The organism is Bradyrhizobium sp. Arg816 (assembly GCF_029989365.1).
Taxonomy (GTDB): Bacteria; Pseudomonadota; Alphaproteobacteria; order Rhizobiales; family Xanthobacteraceae; genus Bradyrhizobium.
Genome location: NZ_JAPRAQ010000002.1, coordinates 96674 through 118253, shown reverse-complemented (window position 1 = coordinate 118253; position 21580 = coordinate 96674). Strand labels below are relative to the sequence as shown.

24 protein-coding genes are annotated in these 21580 nt (G+C 63.9%); 16 read left to right on the top strand and 8 right to left on the bottom strand.

Annotated features, from left to right (window positions below):
• Positions 1-65: 65 nt before the first annotated feature.
• Positions 66-1151, bottom strand: a complete 1086-nt coding sequence (locus OWC48_RS05590; protein ID WP_085404720.1) for an AI-2E family transporter — start codon at positions 1149-1151, stop codon at positions 66-68.
• Between the two features lie 393 nt (positions 1152-1544).
• Here OWC48_RS05590 and OWC48_RS05585 point away from each other — a divergent pair, with 393 nt between their 5' ends.
• The 3 genes from OWC48_RS05585 (at position 1545) to OWC48_RS05575 (ending at position 4959) form a co-directional block, all read left to right on the top strand.
• Entirely contained in the window at positions 1545-1772 is a 228-nt protein-coding gene (locus tag OWC48_RS05585; RefSeq protein ID WP_282519068.1) for a hypothetical protein, read from the top strand.
• Between the two features lie 413 nt (positions 1773-2185).
• Positions 2186-4231 (top strand): acetoacetate--CoA ligase, encoded by a 2046-nt coding sequence (locus OWC48_RS05580; protein WP_282519067.1) that lies wholly within the window; start codon positions 2186-2188, stop codon positions 4229-4231.
• A 425-nt stretch (positions 4232-4656) separates the two neighbouring features.
• Positions 4657-4959, top strand: coding sequence for a hypothetical protein (locus tag OWC48_RS05575; protein WP_282519066.1), 303 nt, complete (start codon positions 4657-4659; stop codon positions 4957-4959).
• On the opposite strand, the gene OWC48_RS05570 is transcribed toward OWC48_RS05575, so the two are convergent.
• Positions 4934-5197 (bottom strand): hypothetical protein, encoded by a 264-nt coding sequence (locus OWC48_RS05570; protein ID WP_282519065.1) that lies wholly within the window; start codon positions 5195-5197, stop codon positions 4934-4936. The genes OWC48_RS05575 and OWC48_RS05570 overlap by 26 nt on opposite strands.
• A 335-nt stretch (positions 5198-5532) precedes the next feature.
• Positions 5533-5817 carry a hypothetical protein gene (locus tag OWC48_RS05565; protein ID WP_282519064.1) on the bottom strand — a complete coding sequence of 95 codons (285 nt, stop codon included), beginning with the start codon at positions 5815-5817 and terminating at the stop codon, positions 5533-5535.
• 189 nt (positions 5818-6006) lie between these two features.
• Here OWC48_RS05565 and OWC48_RS05560 point away from each other — a divergent pair, with 189 nt between their 5' ends.
• The 3 genes from OWC48_RS05560 (at position 6007) to OWC48_RS05550 (ending at position 7639) form a co-directional block, all read left to right on the top strand.
• The gene (locus OWC48_RS05560; protein WP_282519063.1) at positions 6007-6594 is read left to right on the top strand and encodes a formyltransferase family protein; all 588 of its coding nucleotides are present in this window, start codon (positions 6007-6009) and stop codon (positions 6592-6594) included.
• 210 nt (positions 6595-6804) lie between these two features.
• Positions 6805-7149, top strand: a complete 345-nt coding sequence (locus tag OWC48_RS05555; RefSeq protein ID WP_282519062.1) for a hypothetical protein — start codon at positions 6805-6807, stop codon at positions 7147-7149.
• Positions 7094-7639 (top strand): hypothetical protein, encoded by a 546-nt coding sequence (locus OWC48_RS05550; RefSeq protein ID WP_282519061.1) that lies wholly within the window; start codon positions 7094-7096, stop codon positions 7637-7639. Before OWC48_RS05555 ends, OWC48_RS05550 begins: the two co-directional genes overlap by 56 nt.
• Positions 7640-7697: 58 nt before the next feature.
• Here OWC48_RS05550 and OWC48_RS05545 read toward each other — a convergent pair whose 3' ends face one another.
• Complete coding sequence (locus tag OWC48_RS05545; RefSeq protein ID WP_282519060.1) at positions 7698-8096, bottom strand: RidA family protein; 399 nt, start codon at positions 8094-8096, stop codon at positions 7698-7700.
• 147 nt (positions 8097-8243) lie between these two features.
• Here OWC48_RS05545 and OWC48_RS05540 point away from each other — a divergent pair, with 147 nt between their 5' ends.
• Both OWC48_RS05540 and OWC48_RS05535 read left to right on the top strand, forming a co-directional pair.
• Positions 8244-9119: a DMT family transporter gene (locus OWC48_RS05540; RefSeq protein WP_282519576.1), complete on the top strand. Its 876-nt coding sequence runs from the start codon at positions 8244-8246 to the stop codon at positions 9117-9119.
• 205 nt (positions 9120-9324) lie between these two features.
• Positions 9325-10746 carry a caspase family protein gene (locus OWC48_RS05535; protein ID WP_282519059.1) on the top strand — a complete coding sequence of 474 codons (1422 nt, stop codon included), beginning with the start codon at positions 9325-9327 and terminating at the stop codon, positions 10744-10746.
• Between the two features lie 56 nt (positions 10747-10802).
• Here the strand turns inward: OWC48_RS05535 and OWC48_RS05530 are convergent, their stop codons facing one another.
• Complete coding sequence (locus OWC48_RS05530; RefSeq protein WP_282519058.1) at positions 10803-11762, bottom strand: LysR family transcriptional regulator; 960 nt, start codon at positions 11760-11762, stop codon at positions 10803-10805.
• A gap of 125 nt (positions 11763-11887) precedes the next feature.
• On the opposite strand from OWC48_RS05530, the gene solA reads away from it, so the two are divergent.
• The 5 genes from solA to OWC48_RS05505 all read left to right on the top strand — a co-directional run bounded on the left by solA (position 11888) and on the right by OWC48_RS05505 (position 16391).
• A complete protein-coding gene (solA, locus tag OWC48_RS05525) occupies positions 11888-13057 on the top strand; it encodes an N-methyl-L-tryptophan oxidase (RefSeq protein WP_282519057.1) in 1170 nt (389 codons plus the stop codon).
• Positions 13058-13133: 76 nt separating this feature from the next.
• On the top strand, positions 13134-13946 hold the full coding sequence (locus OWC48_RS05520) for a transporter substrate-binding domain-containing protein (protein WP_028152112.1): 813 nt from the start codon (positions 13134-13136) through the stop codon (positions 13944-13946).
• A 98-nt stretch (positions 13947-14044) separates the two neighbouring features.
• On the top strand, positions 14045-14788 hold the full coding sequence (locus OWC48_RS05515) for an amino acid ABC transporter permease (RefSeq protein ID WP_282519056.1): 744 nt from the start codon (positions 14045-14047) through the stop codon (positions 14786-14788).
• Positions 14785-15627: an amino acid ABC transporter permease gene (locus tag OWC48_RS05510; RefSeq protein WP_282519055.1), complete on the top strand. Its 843-nt coding sequence runs from the start codon at positions 14785-14787 to the stop codon at positions 15625-15627. The genes OWC48_RS05515 and OWC48_RS05510 overlap by 4 nt, the downstream gene beginning before the upstream one ends.
• An 11-nt stretch (positions 15628-15638) precedes the next feature.
• On the top strand, positions 15639-16391 hold the full coding sequence (locus OWC48_RS05505; RefSeq protein ID WP_085404707.1) for an amino acid ABC transporter ATP-binding protein: 753 nt from the start codon (positions 15639-15641) through the stop codon (positions 16389-16391).
• A gap of 25 nt (positions 16392-16416) precedes the next feature.
• Here OWC48_RS05505 and OWC48_RS05500 read toward each other — a convergent pair whose 3' ends face one another.
• On the bottom strand, positions 16417-16656 hold the full coding sequence (locus OWC48_RS05500; protein ID WP_282519054.1) for a BrnA antitoxin family protein: 240 nt from the start codon (positions 16654-16656) through the stop codon (positions 16417-16419).
• A 3-nt stretch (positions 16657-16659) separates the two neighbouring features.
• Entirely contained in the window at positions 16660-17637 is a 978-nt protein-coding gene (gene cysK, locus OWC48_RS05495) for a cysteine synthase A (protein WP_282519053.1), read from the bottom strand.
• A 223-nt stretch (positions 17638-17860) separates the two neighbouring features.
• Between cysK and OWC48_RS05490 the strand changes: the two genes are divergently transcribed.
• Positions 17861-18079: a hypothetical protein gene (locus OWC48_RS05490; protein WP_282519052.1), complete on the top strand. Its 219-nt coding sequence runs from the start codon at positions 17861-17863 to the stop codon at positions 18077-18079.
• On the opposite strand, the gene tgt is transcribed toward OWC48_RS05490, so the two are convergent.
• On the bottom strand, positions 18080-19228 hold the full coding sequence (gene tgt / locus OWC48_RS05485) for a tRNA guanosine(34) transglycosylase Tgt (protein ID WP_282519051.1): 1149 nt from the start codon (positions 19226-19228) through the stop codon (positions 18080-18082).
• 243 nt (positions 19229-19471) lie between these two features.
• On the opposite strand from tgt, the gene OWC48_RS05480 reads away from it, so the two are divergent.
• Together OWC48_RS05480 and OWC48_RS05475 are read left to right on the top strand one after the other, a co-directional pair.
• Entirely contained in the window at positions 19472-20626 is a 1155-nt protein-coding gene (locus OWC48_RS05480; RefSeq protein ID WP_282519050.1) for a patatin-like phospholipase family protein, read from the top strand.
• Between the two features lie 135 nt (positions 20627-20761).
• Positions 20762-21508, top strand: coding sequence for a TetR/AcrR family transcriptional regulator (locus tag OWC48_RS05475; RefSeq protein WP_282519049.1), 747 nt, complete (start codon positions 20762-20764; stop codon positions 21506-21508).
• Positions 21509-21580 lie beyond the last annotated feature (72 nt).

Here is a 21580-nt window from a genome sequence, read left to right as displayed (position 1 = left end):
TCGTAACTTGTCTAGTTGAATAGACAAGTTCGCGGGGCGCTTTGACCACAGCCCGTGCGAGCAGCTCAGCTTTCGCTCGCCGCCGCCCGGTCCTCGGTCCTGATCCAGGCCATCATCAACTCCCAGGCCACCGACAGGATGATCGGCCCGATGAACAGGCCGACGATGCCGTGGGCGAGCGTGCCGCCGATCACGCCGACGAAGATCACGATGGTCGGCGTGGTGAGGCCGCGCCCCATCACCAGCGGCTTCAACATGGTGTCGATGAAGCCGACGAGGACGAGAAACACGGTGAGCAGCAGCGCCGTGGTGACGTCCTTGGCGGTCCAGATCCAGATGATCACCGGCAGGATCACCAGGAACGCGCCGATCTGCACGATCGACAGCAATAGCACGATGAAGGCGAGCAGGCCGGCGCTCGGCACGGCGGCCATCTTGAAGCCGATGCCGGCGAGCAGCGCCTGCACGATGGCGACGCCGATCACGCCTTGCGCCACGGCGCGGATGGTGGCGCCCCCAAGCTCGAGAAAATGCTCGCTCTGCTCGGGCACGATGCGAAACAGGAAGCCGCGCCCGGCCGCAACCAGCCGCGGCCCGTGCGGAAACAGGAAACCGGCGACGAACACCGAGACCAGAAACTGCAGCGTGCCGAGGCTCGCATCGCCCGCAAGCGACAACAAGGGTCCCGCCAGCGGCTGGAGATAGGGCGCGACCTCGCGCAGCACCGCACGGATGTTGTTGTAGGCCTGATCCCAGAGATCAAAGAGCCAAGGGCCGACCACCGGCCACGACTTGAGCTGCTCCGGCGCCGACTGCAGCGCGAGATCGCCGGTGCCGAGCTGCTTCGCCAGTTCGCGCGCACCGTCCACCGCGCTGAGGCCGAGCCAGGTCGCCGGGCCAATGACGATGCCGAGCGTGATCAGGGTGAGGATCGCGGCCGCGGTCTTCGGGCGGCCGCCGAGGATCTTGGCGACCCAGCTGAAGGCCGGATAGAACGCGACCGCGAGCACGGCGCTCCAGGCCAGGATCGGTACGAACGGGCGGATGATCAGGAAGGTCCAGATGATCAGCAGGCCAAGCAGGCCGACCCGGATCAGGAGCTGGATGATGTCCTCTCCCGTCAGGAGCTGACGGAGACTTTTCACGGGCACGCCTTTCCTTGCGGCATTGACGCGGGGTTCCGGCACTTGCGCGGCAAAGCGTTATTGCCAGCCGCGCATCCGGCGTCAAGACGACCGGGCCCGCGACGGCCCCCGGATCAGCGAACGTTTCGGCCCGATGCGCATTTGGAAGCGATGGCGCACCGCCGCAAAGAGCCCGATCGCCGCACCGGCATTCATCGCGGCATACACTACGCGCCCGAGCCAAACGTAGCGCCCGGCTTTCGGCGCTACACTTGCGCGATCCACGACAAGGACCGGTCCGACCGGCTGCACGCAGGGGTTGGCTAACGACAATTAACCGGATTTCCGCGCGCCGGTTTACGCGGCTGCAAAGGCACGCACCTACGCTTCCCACAACGCATCCAAGAACACTGACGTGCAATGGCCAACAGCATCTGGACGACCGAAGAATTCACCTGCGCGGGTTGCAGCATGAACTACACCGCGACACGGGAAGAGCACAGCGAAGCCCACACCGGCAGCTTCAAGTGCAGCATCTGCAGCGGCGTGGTGCACACCTGGTCGGGGAAGCATCACTTCTTCGGCTGGTCGGCGGTGAAGACCAAGCCGCCGGTGTTCGGCAGACGATGGGCGGGAGTGGGTTGGTAGGCCAGTGGAGCTCAACAAACGAAAAATAAGTTGGCTTGGAAGATGTCCGACGCGGGCCGAGACGATGGGAATCTTGTTCGCGCTCGCCCTGATTTGCATTTCCGCTGTCGTGCTTGTGTGGTTCCCATCCGCCAATCAAGCCACAGGCTTCGGCTCAAATTGGAAATGCAAGAGCATCCCCAATAGTGAGCCGGTTTGCATGAAGACGATCAACCCGTAGCTGCCGTCGGGCAAAACACCGGTCACCTCTACTGCGCCCTTGCTTCGACGAGGGCAAAAGGACGACGCATGACTCGGGCGAAATGCGCCGCGAGAAGGCGACGTCATGCCTGCCATCCGGCCATCGAGAGCGGCTTCTGCTACGCCGCGACACCGGATAAACTCGCTCTCCCCGCATCAGAAGCCGACGCGCAATGACCGCACCCTTCGTTCCCCAGATCGCCCTCTACCGCAACTGGCTCGCCGAGCAGCGTGGCCTCTCCTTTGCGAATTACGAGGAGATGCGGCAGTGGTCGGTGCGCGATCTCGACGGCTTCTGGCGCAGCATCTGGGACTATTACGATCTGCAATCGCCGACGCCGTTTGCGGCGGTGATCACCGAGCGCAAGATGCCGGGCGCGGTGTGGTTTCCCGGCGCGCGGGTCAACTATGCGCGGCAGGTGTTCCGGCATGTCGAGGCCGCCGACGCCGCCGGCCTGCCCGCGATCGTCAGTAGCGGCGAGGACGGCAAGCTCGACGAAACGAGCTGGCCGGAGCTGCGGCGCAAGGCGGCGGCGCTCGCACTGCATCTCAAGGACTGGGGTATCAAGCCTGGCGACCGGATCGCGGCCTACCTGCCCAACATCCCCGAAACCATCATCGCGTTTCTGGCGAGCGCCAGCATCGGCGCGGTCTGGAGCGTCTGCGCGCCCGACATGGCTGCACCCGCCGTGATCGACCGCTTCAAGCAGATCGAGCCGAAGGTGCTGATCGCCTGCGACGCCGTCACCTATGCCGGCCGCCGGCATGATCGCAAGGACGTCGTCGCCGAGCTGCGGCGGTCGCTGCCGACGGTCGAGCACGTCATCCTGCACAGCGAGGCCGCGCCCGCAGCGCCGGACGCCCTGCTCGCCGACATCGTCGCAAGGACAGGCGCCGCGATCGACGCGTTCGAGCCGGCCTGGCTGCCGTTCGATCATCCGCTCTGGATTGTCTATTCCAGCGGCACCACCGGCCTGCCGAAACCGATCGTGCATGGCCATGGCGGCATCGTCATCGTGGTGCTGGCGCTGCTGGGCCTGCACAACGACCTCGGCTGCTCCTACCACGAGAACTCGTTCGGCGAGCGCTATCACTGGTACTCTTCGACCGGCTGGATCATGTGGAATTCGCAGGTCGGCGGCCTGCTCAGCGGCACCACCTGCTGCATCTTCGACGGCAGCCCGGGCGGCACCAAGGACAAGCCGGACTGGACCACGCTGTGGCGGTTCGTGGCACAGTCGAAAGCGACCTTCTTCGGCGCCGGCGCGGCATTCTTCGCCAACTGCGCCAAGGCCGAGATCGATCTCACAGCGGCCGGCGATCTGTCGCGGCTGCGCTGCCTCGGCTCGACCGGCTCGCCGCTCGGCGCCGATACGCAAGCCTGGTTCAACGATCGCTTCGCGGCGTTGTCGAAAATCAACGGCAGCAAGGCGCAGGCCGACATCTGGTGGGCGAACATCTCCGGCGGCACCGATTTTGCCGGCGCCTTCATCGGCGGCAACCGCGAACTGCCGCAGACACCGGGCGCGATGCAATGCCGCCTGCTCGGCGCGGCGGTCGAAGCCTTCAGCGAGCAGGGCCGCGCCGTCATCGACGAGGTCGGCGAGCTCGTCTGTACCGAGCCGATGCCCTCGATGCCGCTCCGTTTCTGGAACGACCAGGGCGATGCGCGCTATCGCGCCAGCTATTTCGAGACCTATCCGGACAATTTCGACGGCAGCGGCCGCGGGCCGGTGTGGCGGCACGGTGACTGGCTCAAGGTCAATCCGGACGGCTCCTGCATCATCTATGGCCGCAGCGATGCGACCATCAACCGGCACGGCCTGCGCATGGGCACGAGCGAGCTCTATTCCGCGATCGAAGCGCTGCCGGAGGTGCTGGATAGCCTCGTCGTCGATCTCGAATATCTCGGCCGCGACAGCTACATGCCGCTGTTCGTGGTGCTGCGCGAGGGCACAGCCTTCGACGCTGCGATGCAGGCCAGGATCAACAAGGCGATCGAGGCCGGCCTGTCCCGGCGATTCCTGCCGAACGAGATCTTTGCCGTCGCCGAGATCCCGCGCACGCTCTCGGGCAAGAAGCAGGAGCTGCCGATCAAGAAGCTGCTGCTCGGCCAGCCCGTCGAAAAAATCATCAACAAGGAGGCGATGGCCAATCCCGCCTGCCTCGACTGGTATCTCGCCTTCGCCCGCGACTATCTCGCCCGAACCGCGCCTTAGCTTCGATCAACCCCCGCCGAAATTGGAGGGATCGAGATTCCTGTTCTCCGACGGCGGGATCGGGGGATACCCGGGAAATTTGTACCAGCCGGGCGGGACCGGCGCGTCCTGGGGCAGATGGACGACGACGTGATGGCGCGGGCGGGCATGATGCGCCGGTCCGGCAGCCGCCGACGCGCATGTTGAAATCAGGAGGACCAAAGCCAGGATAGACCGCATCATACGCGCTCCAGACGTCCACCCGGGCCCAATGTGGTGCGGGAACCACGCTGGGACGACGCATCGCAACGTCACGATGTCTCACATCGGCGGCATCGCTGCTGCCCGGAGACGCCGGAGATCAACCCAATTGCGCCAATGGCGTTTGGATTCCGTTCACCGATCGCCGCTAGATCAGGATGGATCCTCCGCGACGAACAGCAGCTATGGCCGATCTCAACGCCGTCCTCACCAGGCTCAACGACCGCCTGCTCCGCCTCGAAGGCGAGCTGTTCGTGCTGCGCTCGCTGGCGCGCGCGACGCTGACGGCGGGCGACGACCATGCGGCGCGCATGCGCAAGCTGGTCGAGGCCGCAAAGGTCGCGCTCGACGACGAGGCCAAACGCGAGCTCGACAAACCGACGCGCAAATATGTCGATGCGGCAGCCGCGCTGGTGGAGGAACTTCTGGTCGAGCCGACCCAGGCACGGCCGCTGTTCACCGTCATCGACGGTGGCCGGCGCGACTGAGCGCGTCAGATCGGACGTATCCGCGGGGATCCGGAGACTGAGCCTTCAGCCGGCTGAGCCCCTCCTCGATGATCGCGATCTCCTCATCGATCTTGCCGATCGGCAGGCTGAAATCATAGCCGGACCTGCTCTTCAGATCGACCGCGAGCCGCTGCCTGTGCATCATCAGCTCGTCGAGCCCACGGCGGTTCTTCAGCCGCACATAGGCGTCCACGATCTGCTCAATTGCGCTCGGCATGAAATCGGTCCCGGCAAAAAAGCCCACGCGGCGCACCCACGCCGGCGAGACATTTTTGGTGTCGCGGTACGCAATACAAATCCGCGACGGATTCGTCGATACGACAGGCAGGTTGAGAACGCGTTACCGTTTGATGAATTCGTGATGGCCGGCATGAAAAGCCGCTGGCGATTGCTCGCCAGCGGCCAAAGCCGGGTTCGAAAACGGATTCGGAATCAAATTTGGCCAGCCCCGGTTGGTGCATTGTAGCGGGACACGGGGGCTGCTTATGTTAGAAATGAAACAGAGGAACCGACGGATAGATCATTTGCTGTCGATGTGGCCGCCCGGCAACGCTAGTCCGTGACGCAAAAATACTTCCGCGGCAGCCTGCGGTAGGCGCTGTAGCGGTAGTACGGCCTGTAGGCGTAGCCGCGATAGAGTGCGGGCGGCTCCTCGCCGTAATAGGCGTCGTGGTAGAAATTATAGACCGGCCCTTCGGCGCAACGATAGGCATCCCATGTCGGACCGATGAAGGGCGCCACCCCGACCTCGGGCGGGACCGCCGGGTACGGCCCGCCGGCGCGCGCGGGCGTGGCCACGCTCAGTGCCGCGAGAAGGAAAAACCACGCACTCCGCATGCGCTCGCTCCTGATACGGTGCAATACGCGCATGGAAGCACCGGGACGGCCGGCCGCGCAATCGCGGAGTCCGTCGCGCCCCGCGCCCGGTGCATTGTTGATAACCGGCACAAACCTCCCGCGGCTGGTGACAGGACGCACCGACGTGTTATCGGGGGATGACGCAGTTGCGAGACGGATCGGACACCCATGCGCATTACCCTCGTCGGCTCCCGCCATTTCGGCGTGACCACCCTGAACATGCTCCGGGAGCACGGCGTCTCGATCGTGCGGGTCGTCGTGGCCGACGCCGAGGATCGCCTCGCCGCGAGCGCCAAGGCGGCCGGCATCGATGTGGCGGTCCAGGCCAATCCGAAGCTGGTGGTCGCCTCCGAAATCGGCCCCGACACCGACCTGATCATCACCGCCCACAGCCACGCCCGGATCGGCAAGGACGCCCTGGCCGCCGCGAAGTTCGGCGGGATCGGCTATCATCCCTCGCTGCTGCCGCGTCATCGGGGCAAAGCCGCCGTGGAATGGACCATCAAGGAAGGCGATCCGGTCGCCGGCGGCACGATCTATCATCTTGCCGACCGCATGGACGCCGGTGCCATCGCCGCCCAGGACTGGTGCTTCGTCAGGAAGGGCGAGACGGCTCGCGAGCTCTGGGAGCGCGCGCTCGCTCCGCTCGGCCTCAAGCTGCTGGCCGACGTGATCGACTACGTGAAGGTCCACAAGGCGCTGCCCTCCAAGGTTCAGGACGAGCAGTTCGCGACCTTGGCGCCAAGTCTTTCGTGAGTCCTTTCCTGAGTCCGTCCCCTTGAGTCGTCTCCTGACGTTTACCCTTAACGTGAAGCCGCGTTGATTCTGCTTCGAAAATTGGAGCCGGAAACACAAATAAACCATTGTTTCCACAGGAACAATTTTCGCTTTGGCATTGCAACAAATTTCCGTCACATTTGGGCCGAATAAGCGTCAGCATATCAGACAGATTCAAGGACGGAATTCATGCGTTTTGGTCGCATTGCGGCATTCTGTGCCGCTTCAGTTATCACCCTCGCCGCTCCCGCTTTCGCCCAGACCCCTTATGATGGCAACTGGCACGTCACCATCGTCACCAAGAGCGGCACCTGCGAGCCGACCGCGAGCTCCATGCTGACGGTTGCCGACGGCAAGATCACCGCGCCCGGCGCTAACGTTTCCGGCACCATCGGCAGCGGGGGACTTGTGAAAGTTTCGATCAATGGTGCATATGCCAACGGTCAACTCAGCGGCAACGCCGGATCGGGGAAGTGGAATGGAGCATCTGCAGGCATACCGTGCAGTGGGCGGTGGGAAGCATCGCGCCAGTAAGAAGTTCGGGACCAGCGTCGTAAGCCGGCGGCTGCTGATCGCGGCCGCCGTTTTGTTTGCGGTGGGGATCACCAGCTCTGAGAGCAAGGCCCAGTCCAGCCCGTTCGCCCCGCTGGCGGGCAACTGGAGCGGTGCAGGCACCGTCACGCTGGATGACGGCTCGACCGAGCGGATCCGCTGCCGGGCCAGATACGCCCCGATCGGACCGACGATGGAGATGTCGCTGACCTGCGCCAGCGACGCCTACAAGTTCAATCTCGGCGCCAATGTCAGGGCCGAAGGCGGCGCCATCGCCGGCAGCTGGTCCGAGGCCAGCCGCAACATCAGCGGCTCCCTCCAGGGCCGCGGCGCTGGCGGAAACTACGAGCTGGTCGCCTCGACCGCCGGCTTCAACGCCAACATCTCGTTGAAGACGTCCGGCAACAAGCAGAACGTCACGATGCGCGCGGACAGCCAGTTCCGCGGCGCCAACATTTCGCTGTCGCGCTAAGGCGGGCCGCGTTCAAGCCAAAAGCCCCGGCGATTCCGCCGGGGCTTTTTTATGCGTTTTATGCGTTCGGCACGAACGCCGTGACCTCGATCTCGACCTTGGCGCGCTCGTCCACGAGACCGCCGATGTAGAGCAGCGTCGAGGGCGGAAAATTGCGCCCCAGCGTTTCCTTCCAGGCCGCGCCGATGCCCGCGCCCGCGGCCTCATATTCGCTGCGGCTGGTCAGGTACCAGGTCAGGCGGACGATGTGCTCCGGACCGGCACCGGCCTCGCCCAGCAGCTTGATGATGCGCTTCAGCGCGGTTGCGACCTGCGGCGCCATATCAGGCGCGTAATTGCCGGTCTCGTCGCCGCCGGTCTGCCCGGCCAGCACCACCCAACGGCCCGGCCCTTCGGCCACCACGCCGTGAGAAAAGCCCCGCGGTTTCTTCCATTCGGCCGGCTGCAAGATTTGCATGAGCGAAGATCTCCCTTTTCTTGTTGTTCAATGATGCCTTAGCACGCCGCCACGCATCGCTGCATCCGCAGTTTTGGCCGTTGCAAACGCCGGCGATGTCGCCGATACCGGCCCTCCCCTCAGGCTCGATCGCCCGCGCCAGCAATGATGACCGCGACACCGTCCAAAACGATGGCTGCACTGTGGATGGCCGGCTGGCTGGCGCTGATGCTGGTCATGGCGGTTGCCGGCCGCGAGACTACGCGCGAGCTGAACGTCTTCCAGATCATGGAAGTGCGCTCGGTGATCGGGTTCACGCTGCTGCTGCCGATCATCTACCGGGCCGGCGGTTTCGAGGCGGTCGCGACCAAACGCCTGCCCCAGCACCTCGCGCGCAACGGCGTCCATTATTTTGCGCAGCTCGGCTGGTTCTACGCACTGATGCTGATCGGGATCGGCCAGGTCGTCGCGATCGAATTCACCATGCCGATCTGGACCGCGGTGCTGGCCGCGACCTTCCTGTCCGAGCGCATGACCGTCTGGAAGATCTCCGCCATCGCGCTCGGCATCGTCGGCGTCGTCATGATCGTGCGGCCTGCCACCGGCGAGATCAATCCGGGCCAGCTGATCGCGCTGGGGGCCGCGATCGGCTTCAGCATTTCAATGATATTAGCGAAATCGCTGACGCGGACCGAGAGCGCATTGTCGATCCTGTTCTGGATGATCGTGGTGCAGATGGTCGTGGGCCTGCTGCCGACGCTCTATGTCTGGACCTGGCCGTCAACCACTCTCTGGGGGTGGCTCTTCGTCATCGGGGTCTGCGGCACATTCTCGCACTATTGCCTCGCCAGCGCGCTCCGCTACGCGGACGCAACCATCGTGGTGCCGATGGACTTCCTGCGGGTTCCGCTCACCGCGACTGTCGGCTGGCTGCTGTATTCGGAGCGGCTCGACGCCTGGACCGTGCTCGGCGCGACGCTAATCCTGTGCGGCAATCTCCTGAACCTGAAGCCGACCGCCCCGGTTCCTGCCCGCGCGCAGTGAACCCGCGCGCAGCCTCGCACGACAAAAACCAAGTGGCCGTGTGATTTGGATCACGTTGGAGGGTCCTTCCATCGTGCACATTCGGCCACACAGCAGTGGGTTGAATACGACGTACTGCCGTTTTGGTGGCGCGAAGTCGGGCACTTCGTGTAGGTTCGTTGCCAATTTGTTGCTGCCTGCAATTCGATTCTGTTGGGGATTTCAGATGCGCACTCTCACCCTGCTCGCTTCGCTGATGTGCATGGCACTGTCGGTCAGTGCCGCGAAGGCCGACCGCCGTGTCGCTTTCGTCGTCGGCAACGGCTCCTACAAGAACGTCGCACAATTGCCGAACCCGCCGATCGACGCCAAGGCGATGGCGGCGACCCTGCGCAATGTCGGCTTCGAAGTGATCGAAGGATCCAACCTCAGCCGTGATCAGATGACCGAGAAGCTGCTCGACTTCGGCCGCAAGGCGCAAGGCTCCGATGTCGCAGTGTTCTATTACGCCGGCCACGGCATCGCGGTCGGCGGCAGCAACTACCTCCTGCCTGTCGACGCCGACATCAAGTCGGAGATGGACGTCAAGCTCGGCGCAGCCATCAATATCGACCTGACGCTCGAGCAGACCATGGGCGACGCCAAGGTCAAGCTCGTCTTCCTCGATGCCTGCCGCGACAATCCGTTCGCCGCCAAGATCAAGTCGAACTCGGCAACGCGCAGCGTCAACGTGCAGAGCGGTCTTGCCGAGATGAAGTCGGGCGAAGGCACGCTGATCGCGTTCGCCACCGGCCCGGGCCAGACCGCGCTCGACGGCCAGGAGGGCAACAACAGCCCGTTCACCCGCGCGCTGATCGACAACATCACCAAGCCCGGCGTCGAGATCCAGCAGGCGATGACGTCGGTGCGTGCCCAGGTCAACGAGGAGACCCACAAGGGCCAGCTTCCCTGGGGCCACACCAACCTGATCGGCGCGGTCTATCTCAACCAGGCCCCGACGACCCAGGTTGCCAACGCCGCGCCGACGGCAGGCATCACGCCGGCGGCGACCGGCGGCAGCTCGGACGGTGTCGAGCTCGAATACTGGCGCTCGGTCAAGGAGAGCAACAAGCCGGAAGAGCTCAACGCCTATCTCTCGGCCTACCCGAACGGCCAGTTCAAGGCGCTGGCGCTGGCGCGGCTTGCCGCGATCAAGAGCGGCCCGTCGACCACGACCCGCAACCTCAACTCCGGCATCGATCCCGCGACCTTCACCGATGACGCCAGTCAGCTCACCGAGGACCAGATCGGCCTCGACAAGGGCCAGCGCCGCGACGTGCAGCGTCGCCTGACGGGACTCGGCTTCGACACCAAGGTGACCGGCGCGTTCAGCGACGACACCCGTTCGGTGCTGAAGCGCTGGCAGGCCGCGCGCGGCTACCCCTCGACCGGCTATCTCAACAAGAACCAGCACAAGGCCCTGCTCTCCGAGATCGTGGCGGGCGCACCGGCCACCGCGAGCGACGAGAGCCAAAAGCCGGCCCGGCGTGCGCCCTCCCAGGCTCAGCAGAGCGCACCGGCCCAGCATCGCGGCGGTGGCGGCGATGCCGGCGCGGCCTTCGTCGGCGGTGTCGTCGGTGGCATGATGGGCGGCATGTTCCGCCGCTGAGGCGCAAGGCCAGAGCTCAAACGGAAAAGCCCGGTGCCAGCCGGGCTTTTTCGTTGCTAGTAGTCCTGGGTGAACCACGGCACGAGCGTCCGGATCCGCGGCATCGCCTGCATCGTAATGCTCGTCCGAGCCATCTCCGCGATGCGCGGCGCCAGTGATGAGAGATCGCCACGGCGGGTCACCAGAAGCAGCTCACGAAAAAATCCGGGGCCCGGCAGAGGGAGAGCGCTGACCTGACCAGCGTGAGCGAGCCCCTGCAACAGACACAGCGGCGTGGTGATCGCCACGCCCATCCCGGTAGCGACCATGGCGACCAGGCTGTCCGAGGTGTCAAACTCGAAGGCCCGCGGCGGTCGAATGCCCAAACGGCTCAGGTGGCGCTCGACCTGAGCGCCTGCATAGGAGCGTTCGCTGTACCGGACCAGGCGATGCCGGGTCAGGATCTCCCGCAAATCAAGGTCAGCAAATTCGGCTTCCAATCCGCGCGGCACTACCAGCAGATTTGGCTCGCGGTAGAATGGGAAGCGCTCGATATCATACAGGTCATCCATCGCATCGCAGGTGATCGCCGCGTCGATCGTTCGGTGGACCAGCGCCTCGGCATGCGAGTGAGCAAGGCCAGACCAAACGGACAGACTCAGTGCGACCTCGCCCGTCATGAGCTCCTTGACGAGGTGTGCGCCAACCGTGGCAGCATAGGAGTCGATGAGGCCGAGCCTCAGATCGACACGCTCAGGCAGTTTCGCTGCGTCCCGGAGTGCACTGAGTAATGCGTCAAAGTCGCGATTCAGATCGCGAACACGGCCAGCAAGGATGCGGCCCGCCCGCGTCAGTGTAAGGGGCCTCCGGCTGCGGTTGAAGAACGCGACGCCGATCGAGGCCTCGGCCCGCCGCACAGCCTGAGAGACCGCTGATTGCGTCATCCCGAACTGACGCGACGCCTGAAGCATGCTGCCGGACTCCGCGACGGCAGCGACAATCTGCAAGCTTCGCAAGTCTGGGCTGGGTGGCGTCATATCTCCAGCTTAAGCAGAAGTCATATTAACATGCAAATTGCCTTCATTATATGAATTATCCTTGTAGGAGAGCCGCATCCGAAAGCAGACTTCGGATCGTCCTAACAATTAAGCAGTCCCGATCGATGAGCGAGAAAGCGGATATTCTGGTGATCGGCCTCGGTGCCATGGGCAGCGCGGCCCTCTATCAACTGGCCAAGCGAGGGGTAAGGGCGGTCGGCCTCGATCGCTTTGCCCCGCCCCACACGATGGGATCCAGCCATGGCGAAACCCGCATCACCAGGCAGGCGGTCGGCGAAGGCCGCGATTACGTGCCCCTGGTGCTGGATACCCACCGGATCTGGCGTGAGCTCGAGGCCGAGACGTCTGCCGAGCTGCTGAACCCATGCGGCCTCGTCGTCATGGCGCCCGGTGTCGGCGAGACGTCGCACCATGGCAAGCCGGATTTCGTCGCGCGCTCGATTGGAGCGGCGCGTGACTTCGGCATCGCGCATGAAGTGATCGACGGCCGAGAGGTGGCTCATCGCTTCCCGCAGTTCCTGAATCTCCAGGGCAACGAGAAGGCCTATTACGAGCCCGGCGGAGGGTACGTTTTTCCCGAGCGCTGCATCAAGGCGCAGCTGACGCGCGCGGAGCAGCTCGGAGCAACGATCCGCACGGGAGTTGAGGTTCTCTCGATCGCGCAGCGCGGCTCCGCCGTTCGGGTGGAAACGTCCTCGGGCACATTCGAGGCCGACCAGGTCGTGGTGTCGGCCGGCGGCTGGAATTCCCACCTGCTCGGCGCGCCGTTTGATCGCGTGCTCACGGTGAAGCGGCAGGTGCTGCATTGGTACGAGCTCGAGGATACCAGCGCGTATCGCGCCGACGCCCCTGTGTTCATCTGGATGCACGGCGCGACGGATGTCGACTACCTCTACGGCTTCCCGCCGCTGCCTGGCGATCGTCGTCTCAAGGTCGCGACCGAGCAGTACGAGACCAACACGACGGCCGACGCCATCGACCGCACCGTCGATCCCGCGGAATCGGCTGAAATGTACCGGAAGCACGTCGCGGGGCGGCTCGCCGGCGCCACGCCGCGCGTCGCGCAGGCGGCCGCCTGCATCTACACGGTGACGCCCGATCGGGGCTTCATCATCGGCCGCCATCCCGACCATGACCGGATTTGTGTCGTCTCGGCGTGCTCGGGGCACGGCTTCAAGCACTCTGCAGGTATCGGCAATGTCGTGGCCGGGATGGTGACCGACGGTCGCAGCGCGATCGACCTCAGCCCATTCTCCATCTCACGATTTTCGTGACGTTTGGCACGAGCCTTGTATCTTGAAAAAGCACGCGCAACGCGCGTCGTGATCACAATCCTGGAGGCGTCATCCGATGAGAGACATTGTCCGTTCCATGATGACAGGCATCGCGGCGCTGCTGATGCTTGGCAGTGCCCAAGCCGCCGATGGCGTCGATGCCATCAAGCAGCGCGGCACGTTGAATGTCGGCGTCAAGGCTGACTACAAGCCCTTCGGGTTCCGCGATCCCACGGGAAACGTGGTCGGCATCGAGCCGGATCTCGCCGCGGACATCGCCAAGCGCCTCGGCGTCAAACTCGAACTCGTTCCGGTCGCGGCCTCCAACAGAATCGAATTTCTTCAGCAGGGAAAAGTCGACCTGCTGATCGCGACCATGTCGGACAGGCCGGAGCGCCGTCGCGTGGTTCAAGCCATCGAACCGCTATACTACTCGGACTACGTGAACATCCTTCTCAACAAGAAGTCCGGCATCAAGGACTGGGCCGAGCTCAAGGGAAAACCCGTCTGTGCAACGTCGGGAGCCTGGTACAACAAGGACGTTGCCAAATCCTACGGCCCCGAAATCGTTGCGTTTGACGGCTCGGAGAAGCCTCTGTTCGCCATGAAGCAGGGCAACTGCATCGGCTATGTCTACGATCAGACCTTCCTGCAAGGAAAACTGCTCGAGGACGAGTGGAAGGCGGACTACGACTTGCCCCTGAAAGGTATTTTGCCATCGCCATGGATGATCGCTGTCGCGCTCGATAATGCCAGCCTTCAGAAGCTGCTCGAAGATACGACAAAGGACTGGATGAAGACCGGCTTCATCGTGGCAGCGGAAAAGAAATGGGGCATTACGCCGACCGAGTACTCGCTGCTCATGCACGAGCAATACAAGGACAAATAGACGCGCAGAGCGGAGCGCCAGATCCATCTTGCGCTCCGAACAGGTCGAGCCAATGCACTGATACGAGGCATCGCCTCAACAGTTTGGTGTCGCGCAAAATGCACGAAATCGGCGACTGGTTTCAACGGCTCTACGAAACAACGGGGCTGAATTTCTCCGTATTCTACGATGCCTACGATTGGGATCGCTATTTCGGCGGGCTCAAGATGACGTTGCTTCTGAGTGTCACGACCATCCTGCTGAGCCTCATGATCGGCGCGGTTGGCGCCTTGCTGCAGGGCAGTCCGTCGATGTTGTTGCGGTTGCCCGTCAATGCTTTCGTGGTGGTGTTCCGCAACACGCCGCCGCTGGTCCAGATCTTCTTTTTCTATTTCGGCCTCGGCACCATGCTCCCAGCGGTCGAGGCGGCGGGCATGCGCGTTCCGCTGCTGAGCAACGTCCAATGGGCCATCATTTCGCTGTCACTGTTCGCGGCCGCCTTCAACGTCGAAATCTTCCGCTCCGGTATCGAGGCGGTGCCGAGGACGACGCTGGAAGCCGCGGAAGCGCTCGGATATACGCGCCTCAAGGCTTACGTCCATATCGTCCTTCCGCTGGCCATTCGCGTCTGCCTTCCCGCACTGAACAACAACCTCGTCAACCTGCTCAAGACGACGACGCTCGCCTACGCGATCGCCGTTCCCGAGACGCTGTATGCGGTCAAGCAGATCTGGTCGGAATCGCAGAACGTCTTCGAAATGATGGTCGTATTGCTGGCGACCTACGGCATCCTTGTCGGCGTCCTCGTCTGGCTGATGCATCGCTGGGAGCGGGCGATGCGCATCCCGGGATATGCCCGATGAAAGACGCCCAGGCCGAGCACAGGCTTGCCGTCCTTCTGCCGTATCGTCCCATGCAGGCCCGGATGTCCGTTCGGATCGGCCCGCTGGCCGCAGCGATCCTCTGTTTCTGCGCCATCATGGCCGCGTCCACCGCGTGGGCGCAGACCGGACCGGCGGTGCTATCCCCGCTGCAAGTCATCGTGAAATGGTCGCCGCTGCTGCTGCGAGGGTTCGCCTTCAATATCCTGATCTCCCTGCTGGCCATGCTGCTGGGGACCATCGCCGGGCTTGGCCTGGGTCTGGGGTTGCTGTCGGAGTTTCGACCGCTCGCAACCGTCAGCTGGCTCCTGACTCAATTCTTCCGCAACGCGCCCTGGCTGGTGCTGCTGTTCTTCGTCATGTTTCTGGTGCCCTTCCAGATCACCCTCTTCAAGACGACCATCCCCTTGCCGGACTGGATCAAGGCAACGGTGGGCTTCGCATTGCCCGTGATGGCGAATGTCGCGGAGGTCGTGCGCGGTGCCGTCCGCTCCATTCCGTCGACGCAATGGGAGGCGGCGGAATCGCTCTCGTTCACGCGGCGCCAGACGATGTGGCTGATCATGCTGCCACAATGCATCAAGCGCATGCTGCCGCCCTGGATGAACGTCTATGCGCTGGTCGCGATGTCGACGGTGCTGGCATCGATCGTCGGTGTTTCGGAAATGCTCACGCTGACGGCGCAGGTGCATGCCGCCGAAGGCGGCAGGCCGGAGCTGTTCGCGCCGCTCTATGGTTTCGCGCTGCTGTGTTTCTTTCTCTACTGTTATCCGATCAACCTCTGGACCGCTCGTCTCGAGCGCCGGTTCCGCATACGCTGAGGGAGCAGAGCATGGCCACGAGCTGGACTCCGGATCAGCCCATCGTCCAATGCGTCGACGTCAGAAAGTCGTTCGGAGCTCTCGAGGTTCTGAAAGGCATCAGCCTGTCGGTCAAAAAGAGCGAGGTGATCTGTATCATCGGCCCGTCCGGATCAGGAAAATCCACGCTGATCCGCTGCATCAATGCGCTCCAGCCGATTACGTCCGGCAGCATTCAGATCGAAGGCATCGAGGTGTCCGATCCCAGGCTCGACAAGCTGGCGCTGCGCCGCAAGGTCGGGATGGTGTTTCAGCAGTACAATCTTTTCCCGCACAAGACCGCGCTCCAGAACGTGATGATGGCGCCGATCCATGTTCTCGGCCAGAAACGTGCCGAGGTCGAAGCCCGCGCCCGGGCGCTGCTTGCCAAGGTGCGGCTCGCGGGGAAGGAGGATACCTATCCCGGCGAACTCTCAGGCGGACAGCAGCAGCGCGTGGCCATCGCCCGCTCGCTGGCGATGCGACCGGACATCATGCTGTTCGACGAAGTGACGGCCGCCCTCGATCCGGAAACGGTCAAGGAGGTCCTGGTCACCATCCGGGAGCTTGCCGAGGATGGCATGACCTGCCTCCTCGTCACCCATGAAATGAACTTCGCGCGTGAGGTCGCCGATCACGTCTACTTCACCGACCGCGGTGTGATCGTCGAGCACGGGCCGCCGGAAGCCTTGTTTACGGCAGCCAAGGACGAGCGAACGCAGCGGTTTCTGTCGCAGGTCCTCTGAATTCCAGCGCCCCGGCGGCCGGCCCTTACTTCCCCGCCGCCTTGCGCAGCGCCTCGTTGATGCGGTCCTGCCAGCCCGGTCCGCCCTGCTGGAAGAACTCCAGCACGTCCTGGTCGATGCGCAGCGTGACCTGCTCCTTGATACCCGGCGCCACGTTCGGCTTCGGTGGCGCCACGGTGACCTTGGCGGTCACCTTCTTGAACGCCGCCTCGGCCTCCGACCGCGCATCGCCCAGCGTGCGCGGCCGCCTCGGTTGATCCGTCATGTCCTAGATTCCCTCAAACAGAGCCGTCGAAAGATACCGCTCGGAGAAGGACGGCACTATAGCCAGAATGGTTTTTCCCGCAGCTTCCGGCCGCTTGCCGATCTGGAGCGCAGCCGCGATCGCCGCGCCCGAGGAGATGCCGCCGGGAATGCCCTCATGCCGCGCCAGCGCCCGTGCGGTCTCGATCGCGGTCGTCGAGTTGATCTTCACGATCTCGTCAATCACCGAGCGGTCGAGGATTTCGGGCACGAAGCCGGCGCCGATGCCCTGGATCTTGTGCGGCGTGTGCTGGCCGCCTGAGAGCACCGGACTTTCCTCCGGCTCGACCGCCACCACCCGCAAGGACGGCTTGCGCGGCTTGAGCACCTGGCCGACGCCGGTGATGGTGCCGCCGGTGCCGACGCCGGCGACGAAGATATCGACGTTGCCGCCGGTGTCGTTCCAGATCTCCTCGGCGGTGGTCCGGCGGTGCACCTCGGGATTGGCGAGGTTCTTGAACTGCTGCGGCATGACCGAATTCGGCGTCGTCTTCAGGAGCTCCTCGGCGGTCGCGATCGCGCCCTTCATGCCCTGTGCCGCTGGCGTCAGCACCAGCTCTGCGCCGAGAAAGGCGAGCATCTTGCGCCGCTCGATCGACATCGATTCCGGCATCACCAGCTTGAGCCGGTAACCACGCGAGGCCGCGACGAAGGCGAGCGCGATGCCGGTGTTGCCCGAGGTCGGCTCGATCAGCACGGTGTCGGGCTTGACGATGCCGGCCTTCTCCATCGCGATGATCATGGCCGCGCCGATGCGATCCTTCACGCTCGCGGCGGGATTGAAATATTCAAGTTTTGCCAAAATCGTCGCGTTGACGCCGTGCATGCCCGGCAGCCGCTGCAAGCGCACGATCGGCGTGTCGCCAAAGGCCTCGACGATCGAAGAGTAGATCCGGCCGCGGCCGGGCTGGTGCGCTGCACCCGTGTTGGACGATGCGTCCATGATGAACTCCCTGTGACGACAATTTCTGTTTCTGCAGCGTCTCTTGCGCAGTAACGGACAGCTTGGGACGACACGCAAGCGACAATGCGGCACATGTTAAATACGCTGCATCGCAAAATCGCGTGAGCTGTAATTATCAGAAAACCAACGCATTTGTGTTGCGACCTCGTCAACTGATTCGGTCTATGTTAGACTTAGGTCTCAAAGCAGAGAGGTCACCACGATGCCAGCAGTTGCTGAAGTGTTGTCGACCGTCGCATATCACCGCGACCCGCGTTGCAGCGAGTTGCCCACCTGCCCCGTCTGCGCTGACTCGATGGTCGCCGCCGAAGCATCCGCCTACATCTCTGACCGCCTGATCAGCTATCTCTGGACTTGCGACAATTGCGGCTACGGCTTCGTGACCAAGCACGCCGTCAAGCAGCGGATCGTCTGCAATTGATTAGCGCGCGGCGATGTCGCCCCTCGCCCAGTCCTGGCGCGTACGCTGGTAGAATTCGTCGAACGTCCCGTGTGCGATCGCGTCCCTGATGCCCTGCATCAGGAACTGGTAGTAGGCGATATTGATCTCGGAGAGCAGCATGGCGCCCAGCGTCTCGCCCGCCTTGACGAGATGATGCAGGTAGGCGCGCGCGTAGTTGTGCGCCGACGGCCAGGAACTCTCTTCGTCGAGCGGGCGCGGATCATCGGCATGGCGCGCGTTGCGCAAATTGACCTGGCCGAAGCGCGTGAAGGCAACGCCATGCCGGCCATTCCGCGTCGGCATCACGCAATCGAACATGTCGATGCCGCGCTTGACCGCCTCGAGGATGTCGTCCGGCGTGCCGACGCCCATCAAATAGCGCGGCCGCTCCCTCGGCAGCATCGGTGCGGTCTCGTCGATCATCGCCAGCATCACCGCCTGCGGCTCGCCGACGGCAAGTCCGCCGATGGCATAGCCGTGGAAGCCGATTGCGACGAGGCCTTCGGCGCTGGCGTGGCGAAGCTGCGGCACGTCGCCGCCCTGCACGATGCCGAACAGCATGTAACCGTCGGGCGCACTCTCGAATGCGCGCTTGCTTCGCTCGGCCCAGCGCAGCGACAGCTGCATCGCCCGTTCGATGTCGTCCCGCTCGGCCGGCAGCCGCACGCATTCGTCCATCTGCATGGCGATGTCGGAGCCGAGGAAGCGCTGCACCTCGATCGAGCGCTCCGGTGACAGCTCGACCTTGGCGCCGTCGATATGCGAACGGAATGTGACGGCGTTCTCGGTGACCTTGCGCAGGTCCGACAGCGACATCACCTGGAAGCCGCCGGAATCCGTCAGCATCGGCCCGTTCCAGCCGGTGAACCGCTGCAGGCCGCCGAGCGCCGAGATCCGCTCGGCGCCGGGACGCAGCATCAGATGATAGGTGTTGCCGAGCACGATGTCGGCGCCGGCCTCGCGCACCTCGCGCCAGTGCATGCCCTTCATGGCGCCGGCGGTTCCGACCGGCATGAAGGCCGGCGTCCGCACCACGCCGTGCGGCGTGGTCAGGCGCCCGGTGCGCGCGGCGCCATCGGTGGCGAGCAGCTCGAAATGATTGGGTAGACCGGTGTCGGGAAGATTCATGGTCGTGCTTATTGCGTGTCGGAAGAGGCTGATCAACCCGCCCGGACCACGCCAGAGCCGGCTTGTGGTTCAGACCGGGACATATTTGACGCCGACTTGATCGCCCGGCGGGCTTGCCAAACAAAACGATACAGTGTAGTTTTTACGCGGGGCTGGACGAGATGCCGCGGTGAATAATGCCGGCGGCAGTATTTGCGTGATCGTCAGCCACCGACAATGCCCTCCGCTTCATGTTCGACCGAAATGTCCGGCCCCTCGCGCGGCTGGATCAGACAGACAGGCGTCCGCCTGACCGGATTCCTGGTTCTGGCGTGCAGCCTGGCACTCGGCGCCTGCACCTCCCTGCCCCGCACGCCCTATACGGCCGCCGAGGCCAGCACGTCGCGCGTGCTCGATATCGACGGTCTCAGGCGCTACGCCGACGAGCCCGTCACGAAATTCAGCTTCGAGAAGGACACCAGCACCGCCACGAAATCCTATCTGGCGCTCTCCGGCGGCGGCGCTGACGGCGCCTATGGCGTCGGCGTGTTGAGCGGTTGGACCGCCGCCAGAACCCGTCCCACCTTCTCGGTCGTCTCGGGCGTGAGCACCGGCGGCCTGATCGCGCCCTTTGCGTTCCTCGGCTCGCAATATGACGACACGCTGAGGGAGGTCTACACCAGCGGCATCGCCGAGAGCCTCCTGAACGATCCCAGCATCATGCGCGTGCTGTTCGGATCCGGCCTGTTCGGCAACACGCGGCTGCGCGAGCTCGTCGCCCGCTATGTCGGGCCGGAGATCATGGCACAGGTCGCGCGTGAAAATGCCAAGGGGCGAAGGCTGCTGGTGGTGACCACCGATCTCGACACCCAACGGACGGCCATCTGGGACATGGGCAAGATCGCAGCGGTCGGAACACCCGAGGCGCTCAAACTGTTTCGCGACGTGATGGCGGCCTCCGCCAGCATTCCCCTGGTGTTTCCGCCCATCATGATCGACGCCGAAGGCCAGGGCCGCAGATTTCAGGAGATGCATGTCGACGGCGGCGTGACCGCGCCGGTGCTGACGCTGCCGGAAGCCCTGCTCTCCCAGGACCGCCTGCCCGGCAACGCGCGGATGAACATCTACATCCTCGTCAACAAGAAGATCGAACGCAATTTCGAGCTCGTGTCCAACAGCACCATCGACGTCGCCTCGCGCAGCCTGTCGTCGATCACCCAGTCGCAGACGCGCTCGATCATCTTCTCGACCTATGACTTCGCCAAGCGCAACAATCTCGGCTTCCACCTCTCCTACATCGCGCGCGATTATCCCGCGCCGCCTTCGGAAGGGTTCGACACCGCCTATATGCGGGCGCTGTATCAATACGGATATGAGAAGGCTGCCTCCGGCCAGGCCTGGACTTCGAAGCTGCCGTGATCTCTCGTGACGGAACGAGACCGTGCCGAAACCGTTGACGATATGGCCAATTCGGCCAGATTCGCGATGACGCCCCCGCTCCTGCGCGATATAGAGCGAATGTCGACGATTAGAAGCGCGCAGGAATCATTGGGCATGGGATTGACTGCGACCAGGACAAAACCAGCAACGCCACGGCGCGAGGTGCCGAAATCGCGCGGCGGCCGTCCGACGAAAACCGCTGCGATCGAGCGCGATCAGCGGCTGATCGAGGTCGCCACCCGCCTGTTCCTGGATCGCGGCTTCGACGCGACCTCGCTCGACGCGGTCGCCGAAGCGGCCAGGGTCAGCAAACCCACCGTCTATTCCCGTTACGGGGACAAGCGCGGCCTGTTTGCCGCCGTGCTGAGGCGCGAAATCGCGCGCTGGCTTGCGCCGCTATCGGCAGCCGCCGAGACCCAGCTCTCCAGCGCCTCGGACATTTCGGTCGAGCAGCGGCTGGTCGAGATCGGGCGGGAGATGCTGACCTTCACCTGCGGGCCCGATGCTGTCGCATTCAGCCGCATGATGACGTCACAGGCCATCAACTTCCCCGACATCGCCAAGCTCGGCAAGGAGGAAGGCTGGCTGAAGGCCGTCGCTACCACGGCCCGCTTCTTCGACCATCTGGTGGCGCAGGGCGCACTCGACGTCGACGACACCACGATCGCGGCAGAGGTGTTCCTCGACGTCGTCGTCGGTCACACCCACCGCCTGGCGACGTTCGGAACGGCGCTGGAATTGAAGGCCGCCGAGAAGCGCATGCGCGCGGCGATCAAGCTGTTCCTGGCTGGTGCGCTGGGACCAGCAGACCGCATCCAGAGCGCCGCAAAGGGCACCCAGCGGCGGCGCCCATCCCGCTGACAATTCCGTGAGGTAGCGACGTTTCCCCTTCGAGGTTACGCCCGCGTCATTGACCAAAACAAAACGATACGG